Origin of the sequence: Amycolatopsis antarctica, from assembly GCF_002262875.1 — a bacterium.
Taxonomy (GTDB): domain Bacteria; phylum Actinomycetota; class Actinomycetes; order Mycobacteriales; family Pseudonocardiaceae; genus Amycolatopsis; species Amycolatopsis antarctica.
In genome coordinates, this window is sequence record NZ_NKYE01000006.1 from 201,646 (window position 1) to 218,628 (window position 16,983).

At 72.2% G+C, this 16,983-nt stretch carries 12 protein-coding genes; 3 read left to right on the forward strand and 9 right to left on the reverse strand.

Annotated elements, in window-relative coordinates; all coding sequences use genetic code 11:
* Positions 1 to 232: 232 nt before the first annotated feature.
* Both CFN78_RS12080 and metH read right to left on the reverse strand, forming a co-directional pair.
* Positions 233 to 913 (reverse strand): HAD family hydrolase, encoded by a 681-nt coding sequence (locus tag CFN78_RS12080; RefSeq protein WP_276307330.1) that lies wholly within the window; start codon positions 911 to 913, stop codon positions 233 to 235.
* A gap of 10 nt (positions 914 to 923) precedes the next feature.
* A complete protein-coding gene (gene metH, locus CFN78_RS12085) occupies positions 924 to 4,481 on the reverse strand; it encodes a methionine synthase (RefSeq protein ID WP_094862978.1) in 3,558 nt (1,185 codons plus the stop codon).
* A gap of 86 nt (positions 4,482 to 4,567) precedes the next feature.
* Between metH and CFN78_RS12090 the strand changes: the two genes are divergently transcribed.
* Positions 4,568 to 5,446 (forward strand): PAC2 family protein, encoded by an 879-nt coding sequence (locus CFN78_RS12090; protein WP_094862979.1) that lies wholly within the window; start codon positions 4,568 to 4,570, stop codon positions 5,444 to 5,446.
* Between the two features lie 49 nt (positions 5,447 to 5,495).
* On the opposite strand, the gene CFN78_RS12095 is transcribed toward CFN78_RS12090, so the two are convergent.
* Genes CFN78_RS12095 through CFN78_RS12105 form a run of 3 tightly spaced genes read right to left on the reverse strand, consistent with a single transcriptional unit; the run spans position 5,496 to position 8,190 of the window.
* On the reverse strand, positions 5,496 to 6,320 hold the full coding sequence (locus CFN78_RS12095; protein WP_094862836.1) for a metallophosphoesterase family protein: 825 nt from the start codon (positions 6,318 to 6,320) through the stop codon (positions 5,496 to 5,498).
* A 44-nt stretch (positions 6,321 to 6,364) separates the two neighbouring features.
* Entirely contained in the window at positions 6,365 to 7,603 is a 1,239-nt protein-coding gene (locus CFN78_RS12100) for an MFS transporter (RefSeq protein ID WP_094862837.1), read from the reverse strand.
* Entirely contained in the window at positions 7,600 to 8,190 is a 591-nt protein-coding gene (locus tag CFN78_RS12105) for an ArsR/SmtB family transcription factor (protein ID WP_094862838.1), read from the reverse strand. The genes CFN78_RS12100 and CFN78_RS12105 overlap by 4 nt, the downstream gene beginning before the upstream one ends.
* A 251-nt stretch (positions 8,191 to 8,441) precedes the next feature.
* On the opposite strand from CFN78_RS12105, the gene CFN78_RS12110 reads away from it, so the two are divergent.
* Positions 8,442 to 10,061: an ABC-F family ATP-binding cassette domain-containing protein gene (locus tag CFN78_RS12110; RefSeq protein WP_094862839.1), complete on the forward strand. Its 1,620-nt coding sequence runs from the start codon at positions 8,442 to 8,444 to the stop codon at positions 10,059 to 10,061.
* A 36-nt stretch (positions 10,062 to 10,097) separates the two neighbouring features.
* Here the strand turns inward: CFN78_RS12110 and mshC are convergent, their stop codons facing one another.
* From mshC to CFN78_RS12125, 3 genes are all read right to left on the reverse strand, one after another.
* Positions 10,098 to 11,336, reverse strand: a complete 1,239-nt coding sequence (gene mshC, locus CFN78_RS12115; RefSeq protein WP_094862840.1) for a cysteine--1-D-myo-inosityl 2-amino-2-deoxy-alpha-D-glucopyranoside ligase — start codon at positions 11,334 to 11,336, stop codon at positions 10,098 to 10,100.
* A 67-nt stretch (positions 11,337 to 11,403) separates the two neighbouring features.
* Positions 11,404 to 13,362 (reverse strand): vWA domain-containing protein, encoded by a 1,959-nt coding sequence (locus CFN78_RS12120; protein WP_094862841.1) that lies wholly within the window; start codon positions 13,360 to 13,362, stop codon positions 11,404 to 11,406.
* A 45-nt stretch (positions 13,363 to 13,407) separates the two neighbouring features.
* Positions 13,408 to 14,805 carry an ATP-binding protein gene (locus CFN78_RS12125; RefSeq protein ID WP_094862842.1) on the reverse strand — a complete coding sequence of 466 codons (1,398 nt, stop codon included), beginning with the start codon at positions 14,803 to 14,805 and terminating at the stop codon, positions 13,408 to 13,410.
* A 73-nt stretch (positions 14,806 to 14,878) separates the two neighbouring features.
* On the opposite strand from CFN78_RS12125, the gene CFN78_RS12130 reads away from it, so the two are divergent.
* The gene (locus CFN78_RS12130) at positions 14,879 to 15,682 is read left to right on the forward strand and encodes a hypothetical protein (RefSeq protein ID WP_094862980.1); all 804 of its coding nucleotides are present in this window, start codon (positions 14,879 to 14,881) and stop codon (positions 15,680 to 15,682) included.
* 25 nt (positions 15,683 to 15,707) lie between these two features.
* Here the strand turns inward: CFN78_RS12130 and CFN78_RS12135 are convergent, their stop codons facing one another.
* Positions 15,708 to 16,751 carry a ferrochelatase gene (locus CFN78_RS12135; RefSeq protein WP_094862981.1) on the reverse strand — a complete coding sequence of 348 codons (1,044 nt, stop codon included), beginning with the start codon at positions 16,749 to 16,751 and terminating at the stop codon, positions 15,708 to 15,710.
* Positions 16,752 to 16,983 lie beyond the last annotated feature (232 nt).

Sequence of the window (16,983 nt, forward strand, 5' to 3'; positions counted from 1 at the left end):
GCTGCATGGCCGCGTTCAGGCACTACGAGGCCGAACAGCCGGGCAAGATCGCGGGCTACGTCGAGGGCGCCGACCCGGAGAGGGAGTTCCGCGCGTCGCGGGGCGACGGTCACACGTGCCGGCCCTCGGGGAATGGCTGGACCCGGCCACCTGACCGGAAACCCCGATCGCCGGTCACCGGCTCGTCGAGTCGTCTCCGCGTGATCTTTCCCGTCCTCCGCAGCGGACCGGGTCACGTCAGCAGCGCCGCCAGCGTCTCCGCGCCGACACCGCTGAGCGTGGTCCGGAAGACCCTGCGCTCCCCCGCCTCCACCTCCACGTCGTTGGGCACGACGAGCACCGTGCAGCCCGCGGCCTCCGCCGAGGCCGCACCCGGCGGCGAGTCCTCGACCGCGACGCAGCGGCCGGGGTCGACCGCCAGCAGTTCCGCGGCGCGCAGGTAGGGGCGGGGGTGTGGCTTGTTGTGCCCGCTCACCTCGTCCCCGCACACGCTGAGTTCGAAGAACTCCCGGCCGATGGTGTCCAGCGCGAGTTCGGTCAGCGCGCGGTCGGTGGAGGTCACCAGCGCGGAGCGGACGCCGGCGTCGCGGACCGACGCCAGCGCATCCCGTGCACCGGGCCGCCACGGCAGCTCGTCGGTGAACAGTTCCGCCGTCCGGCCGCTGATCCACCTGCCCACCTCGGCGATCGCCGCGGCCTCGGGTTCCCGTCCGGCGACCTCGAGCAGATAGCGGGATGTGTTGTCCATATTGGACCCGACCAGGGTCGCCCGCTGGGTCTCGGTGAGCGTGCCACCGAGCCGGGACACCGCCTCGTAGAGGGCGACATCCCACAGTTTCTCGGAATCCACCAGCGTGCCGTCCATGTCCCACAGGACAGCGGCCAGTCCGTCCACATCGGACGGTGCAGTCACGGTGCGCTCCTCAGGTGTTGAAGTACTTGGCTTCGGGGTGGTGGCAGACGATCGCGTCGGTCGACTGCTCGGGGTGGAGCTGGAACTCCTCGGAGAGCTTGACCCCGATCCGCCCGGTCTCCAGCAGGTCGACGATCTTCGCGCGGTCCTCCAGCTCGGGACAGGCCCCGTAACCGAGGGAGAACCGGGCACCGCGGTAACCGAGCTTGAAGTACTCCTCGACCTCGGCCGGATCCTCGTCGGCCAGTGCCGCCCCGGAGGAGAAGTGCAGTTCCTCGCGCACCCGGCGGTGCCAGTACTCGGCCAGTGCCTCGGTGAGCTGAACGCCGAGACCGTGCACCTCCAGGTAGTCCCGGTAGGCGTTCGCGGCGAACAGCTCGTTGGCGTAGTCGGCGATCGGCTGGCCCATCGTGACGAGCGTGAACGGGACGACGTCCACCTCGCCCGCGGCGAGCGCCGCCTCGCGGGGACGGTAGAAGTCCGCCAGGCACAACCGCCGGTCCCGTTTCTGCCGGGGGAAGGTGAAACGGGTGCGCTCCGGCGCGTCCGGCCGGGGTTCGGTGAGCACCACCAGCGAATCGCCCTCGGCGACGCAGGGGAAGTAGCCGTAGACGACGGCCGAGTGCGCCAGGACCCCGTCGGCGGTGAGCCGGTCCAGCCAGTACCGCAGCCGCGGCCTGCCCTCACTCTCGACCAGCTCCTCGTAGGTCGGCCCGTTGCCGCCCTTGACCCCGCGCAGTCCCCACTGCCCCATGAACGTGGCCCGCTCGTCGAGCATCGAGGCGTAGTCCGCCAGCGCGATGCCCTTGATCACCCGGTTTCCCCAGAACGGCGGGGTGGGCAGGGCGATGTCGGCGGCGACGTCCGAGCGACCGCCGACCAGCGGCTCCGGCTCGGGCTCAGCGGCCTTGCGCTGTTCGGCGATACGGAGGGACCGTTCCCGCCGGGCCTTGCGCTCGGCCCGCTTCGCCTCGGCATCGGGATCGACCATCGGCGACTCGCCACGTTTGGCGCCCATGATCGCGTCCATCAGCCGCAGTCCCTCGAAGGCGTCCCGCGCGTAGCGGACCTCGCCCAGGTAGGTCTCGGTGAGGTCGTTCTCCACGTACGAGCGGGTCAGCGCGGCGCCGCCGAGCAGCACCGGCCAGCGGGCGGAGACCCCGCGGGAGTTCATCTCCTCCAGGTTCTCCTTCATGATCACCGTGGACTTCACCAGCAGCCCGGACATCCCGATGGCGTCCGCGGAGTTCTCCTCGGCGGCGTCCAGGATCGTGGTGATGGGCTGTTTGATGCCGAGGTTGACGACCTCGTAGCCGTTGTTGGACAGGATGATGTCGACGAGGTTCTTGCCGATGTCGTGGACGTCGCCCTTCACCGTGGCCAGCACGATCCGGCCCTTGCCGCCGGAGTCGTCCTTCTCCATGTACGGCTCCAGGTGCGCCACGGCCGTCTTCATCACCTCGGCCGACTGGAGCACGAACGGCAACTGCATCTGCCCGGACCCGAACAGCTCACCGACCACCTTCATGCCGGCCAGCAGCGTGTCGTTGATGATCTGCAGGGCGGGCCGCTCGGTCAGCGCCTCGTCGAGGTCCTCGCCGAGGCCGTTGCGCTCGCCGTCCACGATGCGCCGTTCCAGGCGCTCGAACAGCGGCAGCCGCGCCAGTTCCTCCGCCCGGGACTCCTTCGACGAGGAGGCGGTGACCCCCTCGAACAGGGCCATGAACTCCTGCAGCGGGTCGTAGCCCTCACGCCGGCGGTCATAGATCAGATCGAGCGCGACGCTGCGCCGGTCGTCCGGGATGCGGGCCATCGGCAGGATCTTCGAGGCGTGCACGATCGCCGTGTCCAGGCCGGCCTGGGTGCACTCGTGCAGGAACACGCTGTTGAGCACCTGGCGGGCCGCGGCGTTGAGACCGAAGGAGACGTTCGACAGGCCGAGGGTCGTCTGCACCTGGGGGCGGCGCTGCTTGAGCAGCTTGATGGCCTCGATGGTCTCCACCGCGTCCCGACGGGATTCCTCCTGCCCGGTGGCAATGGTGAAGGTGAGGGTGTCCACGATGATGTCCGAGGTGGCCAGCCCGTAGGTGCCGGTGATGTCGTCGATCAGCCGCTCGGCGATGGCGACCTTGGCCTCGGCGGTCCGGGCCTGCCCCTCCTCGTCGATGGTCAGCGCCACCACGGCGGCACCGAACTCGGCCACCATCTCCATCACCTTGACGAAGCGGGACTCGGGGCCGTCGCCGTCCTCGTAGTTCACCGAGTTGACCGCGCAGCGGCCGCCCAGGTGTTCCAGGCCGGTGCGGATCACGTCGATCTCGGTCGAGTCGAGCATGATCGGCAGGGTCGAGGCGGTGGCGAACCGGGACGCCACCTCCGCCATGTCGCGGGCGCCGTCGCGCCCGACGTAGTCCACGCACACGTCGAGCATGTGGGCACCGTCGCGGGTCTGGTCCCTGGCGATCGCGACGCAGTCCTCCCAGCGCTGCTCCAGCATCGCCTCGCGGAACGCCTTCGAACCGTTGGCATTGGTGCGCTCGCCGATCATCAGCACGGAGGCGTCCTGGGCGAAGGGCACCGACTGGTACAGCGAGGACACGCCGGGCTCGGGTCGTGGCCTGCGGGGTTCGGCCCGCACCTCGGCGACGGCGGCGGCGAGCTGCCGGATGTGCTCGTCGGTGGTGCCGCAGCAGCCGCCGACGAGGCCGACACCGAACTCCCGTACGAAGCCCACCAGTGCCTCGGCGAGCGCCTCCGGCCCCAGCGGGTACACGGCGCCGTTCGGGCCGAGTTCGGGCAGGCCCGCGTTCGGCATGACCGACAACGGGATGCGCGCGTGCTTGGACAGCACCCGCAGGTGCTCGCTCATCTCGGCGGGCCCGGTCGCGCAGTTCAGTCCGATGACGTCGACGCCGAGCGGCTCCAGCGCCTGCAGCGCGGCGCCCACCTCGGTACCGAGCAGCATGGTGCCGGTGGTCTCGACGGTGATCGAGGCGATGATCGGCACCACCCTGCCCTCGGCGCTCATCGCGCGATGGGCACCGATGATCGAGGCCTTCGTCTGCAGGATGTCCTGGGTCGTCTCCACCAGCACCGCGTCGGCCCCGCCGACGAGCAGCCCGCGCACCTCCTCGGCGTAGGCATCACGCAGACGGGCGAACGGTGCGTGGCCAAGCGTCGGCAGCTTCGTCCCCGGGCCGACGGAACCGAGTACGAACCTCGGCCTGCCGGGTTCGGCGAACTCGTCCGCCACCTCGCGCGCCAACCGGGCTCCCACCTCGGACAACTCGAAGATGCGGTCCTCGATGTCGTACTCGGCGAGGTTCGCGAAGTTGCACCCGAAGGTGTTGGTCTCGACGGCGTCGGCACCTGCCGCGAAGTACCCGCGATGGATACCGCGTACGACATCCGGACGAGTGACGTTGAGGATCTCGTTGCATCCCTCGAGCCCATCGAAGTCGTCGAGGCTCAGGTCATGCCCCTGCAGGGCAGTACCCATGGCTCCGTCGGCGACCACGACGCGGGCCGAGAGTGCGTCCAGCAGCGGGGACCGTGAGGGTTCAGACATGCCCATCAGCCTACGGTCTCCGGGTCCCGGACCCGGGTCGTAGGCTGATGCGCGTGAGCGAGGCCCCCGAAGAAGATGACGAGTCCATGCCGCGCGCCGACACCGGGGCGCGGTCCGACGACGGCGATCCGGTCATGGTCGTCGCGTTCGAAGGCTGGAACGACGCAGGTGACGCGGCCAGCACGGCCCTCGAGCACCTCCAGCTCAACTGGGACAGCACGCCCCTGGCCGAACTCGACTCGGACACCTACTACGACTACCAGGTGAGCCGCCCGACCGTCCGCATGGTGGACGGGGTGACCCGCAGGGTCGAGTGGCCGACCACCAGGCTGGTGGTGTGCCACCCGCAGGGCTTCGACCGTGACGTTGTGCTGGTGCAGGGACCGGAGCCGAACATGCGCTGGCGGTCGTTCTGCGACGAGTTGCTGAGCCACATCCAGCAGCTCCGGGTGTCCACGGTGGTCACTCTCGGCGCACTGCTGGCCGACACTCCGCACACGCGGCCGGTCCCGGTGACCGGCACGGCGTACGACGCCGAGGCCGCGAACCGGTACGGACTGGAGCGCAGCCGGTACGAGGGGCCGACCGGCATCGTCGGCATCCTGCAGGACGCCTGTGTGCAGGCCGGCATCCCGGCCGTGTCGATCTGGGCGGCCGTGCCGCACTACGTCTCCCACGCGCCCTCGCCGAAGGCCACCCTGGCGCTGCTGCAGAAGCTGGAGGACGTGCTGGACGTGGAGATCCCGCTGGGTGCGCTGCCGGAACAGTCCGACGAGTGGCAGCGCAACGTCAGCGAGATGGCCGACGAGGACGAGGAGATCAGCGACTACGTGCGCTCGCTGGAGGAACGGGGCGACGCCGACGCGGAGATCAGCGTCGACGAGGCCAGTGGCGACAAGATCGCCGCCGAGTTCGAGCGCTATCTGCGCAGGCGCCGCCCCGGCGGGCAGGACGGCCCCGGCTAGGCACTCGGTCAGCGGTGGCGGCGGGCCTGGTCCGTCGCCACCGCGACCGTCACAGCAGCTTGCGCAGCGGCACGGCGCCGCGGGCGCGTTTGCGCCACTCCCGCGGGTAGCCCAGGGAGACCTCCTCGAAGCGGACGCCGTCACGGTAGGTGGTGCGCGGAATGTGCAGATGCCCGTACACAGCGATCTCGGCGCGGTAGCGCAGGTGCCAGTCCTCGGTTCGCTCGGTACCGCACCACATGGCGAACTCCGGGTACCAGAGCGGTTCGGTCGGGTGCCGGTGCAGCGGCCAGTGCGACATCAGGATGGTCCCGTGCGTCTCCGGGATCGCGTCGAGTCTCGCCGTACTGGCCGCCAGGCGTTCCCGGCACCAGGCGATCCGGCTGGGGTACGGGTCTGGGTGCAGGAAGTACTCGTCGGTGCAGACGACGCCCGCCTCCCGTGCCTGCTCCATCGCGACCTCCAGCGTCGCGCCCTCCGCCGAGGGGGTGCGCCAGCTGTAGTCGTAGAGCAGGAACAGCGGCGCGATCGTCAGCGGCCGGGGCCCGTGCTCCCAGACCGGGAACTCGTCCTCCGGGGTCAGTACGCCGATGTCGCGGCAGCGGCGGACCAATTCCTCGTAACGTGCCTGCCCACGCGCCTGCGCGGGATCCTTCGCTGTGGTCCACAGTTCGTGGTTGCCGGGCACCCAGACGACGGTCGCGAACCGGCTCCGCAGCACCTCCAGGGTCTCGACGGTCGCGGACACGCGCTCGGCCACGTCACCCGCGACCAGCAGCCAGTCCTCCGGGCTCTCGGGTACGACCTCGTCCACGATCGGGCCGTTACCGTCATGGGTGACGTGCAGATCGCTGGTGGCAAACAGGTTGGGCACAGAGTCACCGTAACCACCCGACGGGGCGACTGCCCGCCCGACCGTCAACCCGTTCCGGTGAGCGGAGCGCGCAACCGCACGCTGACCCGCAGCACCAGCCCGAACAGCGCCAGCAGCCCCGCGAGCACGTACAGCAGGGCCTGCGCGGTGAGCAGTACGGGCAGGCCGGCGCGGTCGGCGAGGGCACCCGCCGCCAGCATCCCGGTCGCCGTGCCCGCCGCGACTCCGGCGAACGCCGTGCCGAGCACCCGGCCGGTCATCCGCGGCTCGGTGGCGTTCTGCAGCACACCGGTCAGCCCGGCCATGCTCAGCACGGCCGGCGCCCCGACCAGTGCGAACAGCACCACGTACACGCTGGTCGCGCTGGTGAAAGCGGGTGTGTGCCAGATGAGCAGCGAGACGAGCCCGACGAGCACCGTACCGGTACCGAGCAGGACGGGTGGGGCGGTCCGGCGGGCGACCGTGGCGAGCGCGACGCCCGCGGCGATCCCGCCGATCGCCTGCACTCCCCGCAGCAGGCCGACATCGGCCTCGTCCCCGCCGATGCCGCGCAGCACGAACAGGACGAACAGCACCAGGAACATGCCCTGTGCCACTGACATGACCAGCAGGACAGCGCCGGCCACCCGCAGGGTGCGGTCGCGGCGGAACTCGGCCAGGCCGTCCAGCCACTGCCGCCAGGCCGATCCGGCGGGCGCCGGTTGCGCCACCACCGGGGCCCGCGCGAAGCGGGGCGCCAGCAGCGCGACGCTCAGGGCGAGCGCGCCGCCGTACCCGGCGAGTACCGCCGGGAGACCGCCGGCGGCCAGCAGGACGCCGCCGGCCCAGGCACCGGTCAGTCTGGCGACGCTCGCGCCGACGCCGATCAGCCCGTTGCCGGGGACGACCCGGTCCGGCCCGAGCAAGTCGGGCACGAGTGCGTTACGGGCCGGCTCGAACACCGCCGCGCTCGCCGCCTGCCCGGCCATCACCGCATAGACGATCGGCAGGTTCCCGGCGGCGGCGAGCAGCGGCAACGCGACCAGCAGTTGCGCCACCGCGGTGCCGCAGAGCAGCAGGCGCCGGTCCCAGCGATCGGCGAGCACCCCGGCCAACGGGCTCAGCAGTACGGCCGGCAGCAGTCCCAGCACCATTCCGGCAGCGGTCAGCGAGGCCGAGCCGGTGGCCTGGAAGACGAGGACCGGCAGCGCGACCTGGAGCATCCATTCGGCGCTCTCGGAGAGGAACGAGGCCAGGCACAGGCGGGCGAAGGCCGGTTCCCGCAGCAGCCGGACGCCGCTCACCGGGCAGGATTCCCGTCGGCCTCGATCCGTGGGAATCCGCGCACGCTCGCGTGGACGGGCCTGGCCGCGGCGGGCGCGTCGATGCGGATTCCCACCACGTAGGGCCGGATCAACGTGTCCACCGCCTCGCGCAGTGCCGCCAGTTCGTCCGGGGTGACGCGCAGTGCGTAGGAGGTGAGTGCCGCCGCGTCCCGCCAGGCCGGGTCGAGGCGATCGGCGGTGTCCAGGAATCGTTGCGTCAGCAAGCGGTCCTCGGCGAGCTGGGCGCCCGCGACGCCGATCTGGGCGCCGTGCAGGGCACCGTCGCCGCTGCCCAGCGTGCCGAGGTCCAGGCCGACCTGCGCGGCCTGCCACGGGCGTTCCCGTCCGTCCCCCGTCTCGCTGCGCTCGACGAGCCCGTACTGCGCGAGCTGCCGCAGATGCCAGCTGCAGTTCGACGGGGAGGAGTCGACGGCGGCGGCGCACTCGCTGGCCGTGTGCGCACCAGTGGCCATCAGGTAGCCGAGCAGCGCGAAGCGGGTCGGGTGCGACAGGGCGCGCATCAGTTCGACGTCACGGACGCGCTTGCGCGGTGGCAGCTTGGCCATATCGCTCCTCGTGAGGTCTGAAAGATTCATTTCGGAATACTTCTTTCAGATTTGCACGAGCGAGTTCGCTCGTCAAACGAAAACGCGGTTGACAGACGCGACAGCCGTCGCATTAGACTGGCGCCATCATGAGGAACTGAGCACCGATCCACCCGCGTCCGAGGCCGTTCCGGTCGAGCACACTCCCGGAACACGCTCCCAGAGCGATCATGCCCGGCGGGTTCCTCCCAGCTCCGGGACCGGTGATGCTCATGTCGTCCACGCTGACCCTCCGCGCCGACGATCTCGCCTTCAGCTACGGCGACCGTGTGGTGTTCGACGGGCTCGACCTCGTCGCGAGTGCCGGTCGCAGGCTCGGCCTCGTCGGCGAGAACGGCGTCGGAAAGACCACCCTGCTCAGGCTGCTGGCGGGAACCGAGACCCCGGTGGCGGGCACGGTGTCCGGCGGCGGCGACATCGGCCTGCTGTCGCAGGAGCTGCCGTTCCCGTCGAGCGCCCGCGTCGGCGACGTCGTCGAGGACGCGCTCGCCGAAAGCCGGGCCGCCACCACGAGACTGGACCGGCTGGCCTGGCGGCTCGCCGCCACGCCGGGCGACGAGTCACTGCTGGCCGACTACGGTCGCGCGCTGGAATGGGCCCAGGCGCACGAGGTCTGGGACGCCGACCGGCGGGCCGGCCTCGTCCGCGACGGGCTCGGGCTGGCCGGCATCGACCCGGGCCGCGAGCTCGGCACGCTCTCCGGTGGTCAGCGGTCCCGGCTCGGCCTGGCCGCGCTGCTCGTCCGGCAGCCGCAGACCCTGCTCCTGGACGAGCCGACCAACCACCTCGACGACGCGGCCATGGAGTTCCTCGAACAGCATCTCGCGGCGCTGCCGGGAATCGTCGTGCTGTCCTCGCACGACCGGGTGTTCCTGGACGCGGTGTGCACCGACATCGTCGACCTGGACCCGGCGCTCGGCGGCCCGGTCCGTTACGGCGGCGGCTACACGGACTACCTGGGGCACAAGCGTGCCGAACGCGCTCGCTGGGAGCAGCGGCACGGCGCGGAGCAGGAGGAGCTGGACCGGCTGCGGGAGTCCGTCGCGGTGACCTCGCGCGACATCAACCACAACCGGGGCCCCCGGGACAACGCGAAGATGGCCTACGACTTCAAGGCGGGCCGGGTCCAGCGGCAGATCTCCCGGCGGGTGCGCAACGCCCGGCTCCGGCTGGCGGAACTGGAACGGGACCAGGTGCGCAAACCCCGCCCGCCACTGCGCTTCGCCGCGGCACTGACCGGGGACACCGGCAGCGCCGACCCGGCGATCGCCGTGCGGGACCTGGACGTGCCGGGACGAGTCCACATCGGACGGCTGGAGATCGCGGCGGGCGCGCGACTACTCCTCACCGGAGGCAACGGGGCCGGGAAGTCCTCACTGCTGCTCGCGCTCGCCGGACGGCTCCCGGGCACCGGGCACACTGTCCACATCGGACCGGATGTCCGGGTGGGCATGCTGGAACAGGACGTGGCGTTCGCCGATCCTGCGCTCACCCCGCACGCCGTGTACGCGGCGGCGGCGGGCGAGGACGCACCCGGGCTGTCCGCACTGGGACTGCTCCCGCGCCGTGACCTCGGCCGCCCGGTCGGCGCGCTGTCGGTGGGCCAGCGGCGCAGGCTGGCGCTGGCCACCCTGCTCGCGAACCCGCCGCAGGTGCTCCTGCTCGACGAGCCCACCAACCACATCTCGCTGACGCTCGCCGAAGAGCTCACGCAGGCGCTCGACCGCGCACCGGGAGCCGTGGTGATCGCCACCCACGACCGGTGGCTGCGCCGCCGGTGGACCGGGGAGCACCTGCGGCTGCACGAAGGCAGCCCGGTGACCGCACCGTGATCACCGAGCAGGCCCGCGGGTGCGGCGCTCGATTCGCTACAGCCCCACACCGAGCAGCGAGTCGACCGCCGCGCGGACCAGCGCCGGCGCGGTCTCGTCCCGGCCGCCCCGCTCCAGTGCGGCGCCGGCCCAGGCGTCCACCGCGGCGAGCGCGTTCGGTGTGTCCAGATCGTCGGCGAGGTGGTCGCGCAGGCGGGCGACCGTCTCCTCGGCGGGCGGGCCCGCCGGTAGCGCGACGGCCTCGCGCCAGCGGGCGAGCCTGGCCCCGGCCTCGTCGAGCAGTGTGTCCGTCCACGCGCGGTCACCGCGGTAGTGGCCGGCGAACAGCGCGAGCCGCACCCCCGCCGAGTCCACGCCGTCGGCCCGCAGCCGCGAGACGAACACCAGGTTGCCCTTGGACTTCGACATCTTCTCGCCGTCCAGGCCGATCATCCCGGCATGCACGTAGTGGCGGGCGAACCTCTCCGCACCCGCCAGCGCCTCCGCGTGCGCCGCGCTGTACTCGTGGTGCGGGAAGATGAGGTCGGAACCGCCGCCCTGGACGTCGAAACCGATGCTGAGGCGGTTCACCGCGATGGCACTGCACTCGATGTGCCAGCCAGGCCTGCCGCGTCCCAGCTCGGAGTCCCAGGCCGGTTCGCCCGGACGCTCGGCCCGCCACAGCAGCGCGTCCAGCGGATCGCGCTTGCCCGGCCGCTCGGGGTCGCCGCCGCGCTCGGCGAAGAACCGCGCCATCGTCGCGGCGTCGTAGTTCGACTCGTAGCCGAAGCGCCCGGTCGCGTCCCGGTCGAAGTACACGTCCGGGTACACGGCATCGTCCACCCGGTAGGCGGCGCCCCCGGCGAGCAGCTTGGCGATCACCTCGACGATCTCCGGAACACTCTCCACCGCCCCGACGAACTCCCGCGGCGGCAGCACCCGCAGCGCCTCCATGTCCTCGCGGAACAGCGCCGTCTCCCGCAGGCCCAGCACCACCCAGTCGTCCTGGTCGCGCTGGGCCCGCTCCAGCAGGGGCTCGTCGATGTCGGTCACGTTCTGCACGTAGTGCACCTCGTGGCCCGCGTCCAGCCACAGCCGGTGCACCAGGTCGAATGCCAGATAGGTGGCGGCGTGCCCGAGGTGGGTGGCGTCGTACGGGGTGATCCCGCAGACGTACATACGCGCCACACGGCCCGGCGAGGTCGGCCGGATCCGGCCGGTCGAGGTGTCGTGCAGGCGCAGGGGGCGTGGCGTGCCGGGCACGCGCGGGACGGCGACCGTGGACCAAGTCTGCATCCCCCCAGCCTATTGGTGCCCGCCCACGGATTCCCGCCCTCCGGGATGTGATCCGGAACGGGCCAGGTCAGGATCGGCGGGTACGCAGGTAGTCGGAGACGACGGCCGCGCCGAGGCCGTCGGTGTCCGGGGCGAGCACCCGCCCGCCCGCGCGGCGCGCCAGCAGGTCCACGAACGCGGTGAGCCGCGGCTCGTCACCGAGCCGGAAGACGGTCAGCGCGGCACCCATCCGAGCCATCGCGTCGACCTCGGCCAGCGTCTTGCCGAGGGTGCGCGGGCTCGGCGGGTAGTCGAACTCCGCGTGGCCGTCCGGTTCCAGGTGCGCGGTGGGCTCGCCGTCGGTGACCATCAGGACGACCGGCTGGGCCCCGGGATGCCTGCGCAGGTGCCGTCCGGCCAGCAACAGCGCGTGGTGGGCGTTGGTGCCCTGCTCCCAGGTGCCGTCGAGGCCGATCAGCTCACCGATCTCGACGGTCGCCGCGTGCCTGCCGAACGTGATGAGCTGCAGCGCGTCGTTGCGGTACCGGGTGGAGATGAGCTGGTGCAGAGCCAGTGCGGTGCGCTTCATCGGCAGCCAGCGGCCCTCGGCCACCATGGACCAGGAGGTGTCGACGCACAGCGCCACCGCGGCCCGGGATCGGTGCTCGGTCTCGGCGATCTCCACGTCGGCGACGTCGAGTCGTACCGCGCCGCCGCCGTGCGAGGCGGTGCGCAGCACAGCGTTGCGCACGGTCCGGGACACCGCCCAGGGCTGGGTGTCACCGAACTCCCACGGCCTGCTGGACCCGCTCGGCTCCCCCGCCGTCCCGGCCGCCGTGGTGTCCCGCTCGCCGGTCCGCCCGCGCAGCGAGTGCACGGCGTCGGCGAGCGCCGCCTCGCCCAGCCTGCGCACGGCCTTGGGCGAGAGCCGCAGCGATCCGTCCGGGGCACGTTCGAACAGGCCCTGCGCGCGCAGTTCGCGCTCCAGTTCGGCGAGCCTGCGCGCGTCGACCCCGGCGTCGGCGCCCAGTTCCCGTTCCAGTGCTTCGAGGTCGATGTCCTCCAGCCGCGCCCCCGGGTACGACTGGCCGAGCTGTTCGGCGACCGCGTCCAGCTCTGCCAGCCGGGTCATCGCCGCGGCGCCCTCGCCGAGCCCGAGCGGGTCCTGGCCGCGGAACCGGCCCGCCGACGTCCAGTCCTCCCCCGGCCGCATCGACCGGAGCCGCGAGTCCAGAGTGGACAACTGGTCGGCCAGCCGGGGGTCGCCGAACGCCTGCTGGGACAGCTCGGCGAGTTCGCCGCGCTGCTCCGGCGTCATCGAGTTCAGCATCCGCTGGGCGGCGGCGGAGCGGGCGGCCAGAGCGTCGACGAGTTCCTCGACGCTGGACGGGTTCTCCGGGAAGAAGTCGCCGTGCCTGCGCATGAACTCGGCGAAGCGCTCGTCGACGTCGCCGAACCCCTGGGCATGGGCGGCCAGCAGCGCGTTGAGGTCGGTGAGCATCTGGTTGACGCGCTCGACATCCTGCGGCGTGGTGTCGCGCAGGGCGTCCTTCATACCCTCGAATCGCGACTCGAGAAGTTCCCGCCCGAGCAGGTCTCGGATGCGCTCGTAGTTCCTCCCTGCCTCCTCGGACACCCACTCGTAGCCCGCCAGTTCACGCACCGCCGCGGCGGTGCCCGGGGGCAGCGCATCGAGCTGCGCCTCGCGAAAACGGGCGTCGTCGTCCGGGTCCGGGAAGAGGGCCCGGCGTTCCTCCGCCAGCGCCTCGTCGAGCAGCCCCCTGACCTCGTTCAGGGTGCCGTCGAGGTTGTGCCTGCGCTGGAGTGCCGCGCGTTCCTGCCAGACCCGGCGGGTCAGCTCGTCGAGCCCGGCGGTGCCCCGGGTGCCGCGGCGCAGGATCTCCTCCAAAGCCGAGCGCGGCGAGGCACCGTCCAGCACCTCGCGGCCGATCTCGTCCATGGCCTCACGCAGATCGGCCGGTGGCGCGAGCGGGTCGGGCCCGTCGTGCCACGGCCCGTAGGAGTATCCCTCGGGAATCCCGGTCACACCGCTCTCCTCGCCGCCGTTGGTCTCGTGGCCGTGCCCGTCCGGTCAGGGGCCGTAGACCGTGGTGGTGCCGTCCGCGTCCTTCGCGAGTTTCCGCGCCAGGTACAGCGATTCGAGTGCGAGTTCGACGGCGGCGGCGATCCGGCCGGGCGAGTCGTCCTCGGCGGCACCGGCCCGGTGGGCGACCTCGTGCAGCACCGGCAGTTCCGGCAGCGACTCCAGCAGTTCGCGCCCCCGCACACGCTCGCCGGTTGCCACCAGGTGCCCGTCGGCGACGGCGTTGGCCAGCGGCGCCAGGTCCACCCCGGCGAACCGGTCGCGTGCGGTCTCGGCGACGGCGCGGCGCAGGAGGTGCACCAGGTGCTCGGTCTCCCTGCCATCCTCCCCCGGTTCGAACTCGATCTTCCCGCGCAGTACCGCCGGCACGGCGTCGAGGTCCACCGGGCGGGCGACGGCCGGCTCCTCACCGGTGATCGCCGACCGGCGCAGCGCCGCGGCCGCGACGGTTTCCGCCGCCGCCACCGCGAACCGGGCGGAGACGCCGGAGCGCTGGTCCACCACCTGCGACTCGCGCAGGTTGCGCACGAACCGGGCCAGCACCTCCAGCAGCGGCTCCCCCACCTCGGCCACGAGATCGGCCTCCTGGCGGACGACGTCGACCTCCGCGGCCACATCGAGCGGGTAGTGGGTGCGGATCTCCGCCCCGAACCGGTCCTTGAGCGGGGTGATGATGCGGCCGCGGTTGGTGTAGTCCTCCGGGTTCGCGGTGGCGACCAGCAGCACGTCCAGCGGCAGCCGAAGGGTGTAGCCGCGCACCTGGATGTCGCGCTCCTCCATCACGTTGAGCAGGGCCACCTGGATCCGCTCGGCCAGGTCGGGCAGCTCGTTGACCGCCACGATGCCGCGGTGCGCCCGCGGGACCAGTCCGAAATGGATGGTCTCCGGGTCGCCGAGACTGCGCCCCTCGGCGACCTTCACCGGGTCGACGTCGCCGATCAGATCGCCGACGGAGGTGTCCGGGGTGGCGAGTTTCTCGGTGTAGCGCTGATCCCGGTGCAGCCAGGCGACCGGCAGGTCGTCGCCGAGTTCGGCGGCCCGGCGGATCGACGCGGGCGTGATCGGCTCCAGTGGATGCTCGGCCAGCTCGGCGCCCTCGATCACCGGTGCCCACTCGTCGAGCAGTCCGGCAAGGGTGCGCAGCAACCGGGTCTTGCCCTGCCCGCGCTCGCCGAGCAGGACGACGTCGTGCCCGGCCAGCAGCGCACGTTCGAGCTGGGGCAGGACGGTGCGGGAGAACCCGACGATGCCCGGCCAGGGATCACGGCCCGACCGCAGGGCGGCGAGGAGGTTCTCGTGCAGTTCGGTCTTCACGCCACGCGGTGTGTGGCCTGCCTCGCGCAACGCGCCGGCGGTGCGGGGCAGGTGTGCTGGTGCGGAGTTCACCTCACCGACGCTACTGACCGATCCGGGAAGCGTCGACGTGGAGTGGCTCCAGCACCGGGTAATGTGGATCGCCGTGTGCTGTCCCAGTGCGACTTTCGCCGTCTGGTCCTCCGCGTGGCTGCATGGTGCCGCGGCCTCCGACGACGCCCTCGACGCCCTGCTCCCCTGGGGCGAGGCGCACGACGTCGTGGCCGGCGACCCCGCCACCGCCGAGGCGACCGGCCTGCCGGCCGACGGCACGGGCGTGGTGCCGGTCGCCGAACTGCTGGCGGTGCTGCGCGGGCTGGGCGCGAGCGGCGGCCACCTGGTGCTGCCCGTCCCCGGCGACGTGCGCGGGCTCGGCACCGGACCGTTCGCCACGCAGGCGCTCGGCGCGGGTGAGGCCGTGCTGTTCACCGGCACCGTGTTCGCCGCCGTGCCCAGCCCGGTCGCCGAGGGGCTGGTGCGCTGGACGGTGCATTCGCGGGCCGGGTCCGCGCTGACCGCACCGCAGCCGGAGTACGTCGGACTCGGTGAGGCCGAGCACGGTCTCACCGCGGCGGTACGGGAGAGCGCGGGCGCCCTGCAGGCCATGGACGTCGCGCGGGAGCGGTCCGGGGTACGGGAGGAACTGTCGGCGCGACTGCGGTCCGCCCCGGAACCGGCGTGGCCGCCACAGATGCCTGCCAGGGCGCTGCGGGTCCTGGCTCGCGCGCACGAGGTCGGCGCGATCCTCGCCATGGCACAGGCCGACGATCCGGGCGGTGCCGTGTCGGCCACGTCCGCCCAGCAGCGCTCCGCGGCACTGCGCCCGCTGGCCGACGCCGTGCGCGCGGCCCGGCGAGCTGCCGTCAACGAGGCGGTACGGACCTTCGCGGATCGCGCCGACCGGCACTGACCGCGGCGCGTACCGGGACTGCAGGTCAGCCGCGCGGGCGGGTCGCCGGTGCGCAGCAGCCGACCGCGCAGGGTGCGCCGTTGACGGTGCAGCCCGCCGAGGGGAACGCTGAGCACTTGCGGGCCGGGGAGCCCTCGGTGTGTTCGCGCACCAGTTCGACGACGAGCCGCGCGAACCGCGGGTCGGCGTTGGGGGTGGCGGCGCGGGCGAAGCCCATTCCCAGTTCCTCCGCTCGCTCGCGCGCCTCGTTGTCCAGGTCCCAGAGCACCTCGAGGTGGTCGGAGACGAAACCGACCGGGCACACCACCACGGCGGGCACGCCCTTGCCGTGCAGGGCGTCGATGTGGTCGACGATGTCCGGTTCCAGCCAGGGCACCGACGGCGGGCCGGAGCGGGACTGCCACACCACGTCGTACTCGGCCACGCCCGCCTCGGTCGCGACCAGCCGGGCCGCCTCGGCGATCTGCCGGGAGTAGCGGTGCCCGCCCTCCTCGGGCGGTCCCGCCGCCGCGTCGGCGCTCGCCGGCACCGAGTGCGCGACGAACACCACCCGCGCGCCCGCCGGGTCGTCCAGTTCGGCGAGCGCGGCACGGACGGCATCGGCAAAGGCGGCGACGAACAGCGGGTGGTCGAAGAACTGGCGCAGCTTCGTCAGTTCCGGCGCGCCGTCGCCGACGGACGTGCGGGCGCGGGCGATGTCCTCGTCGTACTGACGGCAAGCGGAGTAGCCGCCGTAGGCGCTCGTCGGGAAGACCAGCGCCCGCCGCACGCCGTCGGCGGTCATCCGTGCCAGTGTCACCTCGACCATCGGGTCCCAGTTGCGGTTGCCGAAGTACACGGGGAGGTCGATGTCCACGGCGGCGAGTTCCGCCTCGACGGCGGCGATGGCCTCGCGGTTGAGCCGGTTGATGGGCGAGACGCCGCCGAAGTGCCGGTAGTGCACGGCCACCTCTTCGAGGCGTTCGCGCGGCACACCGCGGCCTCGGGTGACGTTCTCCAGGAACGGCATGACCTCGTCCGGTCCCTCGGGACCGCCGAAGGACAACCAGAGCAGCGCGTCGTAACCCACGGCGACCATCCTGCCGCTGTGCCCGGCAGCACGCTGATCGGGGGTGCGCGAGGAGGCGGCGGGCGTCGCCCCGGCGGCGCGGTGGCGGACAGGGAGATCACGCCCGCCGCGCCCGATGTCCCGGTGCCCGCGGTGTCGAGGTGTCCACAGTGTCCACAGTGGACGCAGTGGACGCAGTGGACGCGGTGGACGCGGTGGACGCGGTGGACGCGGTGGACGCGGTGGACGCGGC

Coding starts and splice junctions, on each gene's coding strand:
- metH (WP_094862978.1), bottom strand. CDS start 4,481: ATGTCTGAACCCTCACGGTCCCCGCTGCTGGACGCACTCTCGGCCCGC.
- CFN78_RS12090 (WP_094862979.1), top strand. CDS start 4,568: ATGCCGCGCGCCGACACCGGGGCGCGGTCCGACGACGGCGATCCGGTC.
- CFN78_RS12105 (WP_094862838.1), bottom strand. CDS start 8,190: ATGGCCAAGCTGCCACCGCGCAAGCGCGTCCGTGACGTCGAACTGATG.
- CFN78_RS12110 (WP_094862839.1), top strand. CDS start 8,442: ATGTCGTCCACGCTGACCCTCCGCGCCGACGATCTCGCCTTCAGCTAC.
- mshC (WP_094862840.1), bottom strand. CDS start 11,336: ATGCAGACTTGGTCCACGGTCGCCGTCCCGCGCGTGCCCGGCACGCCA.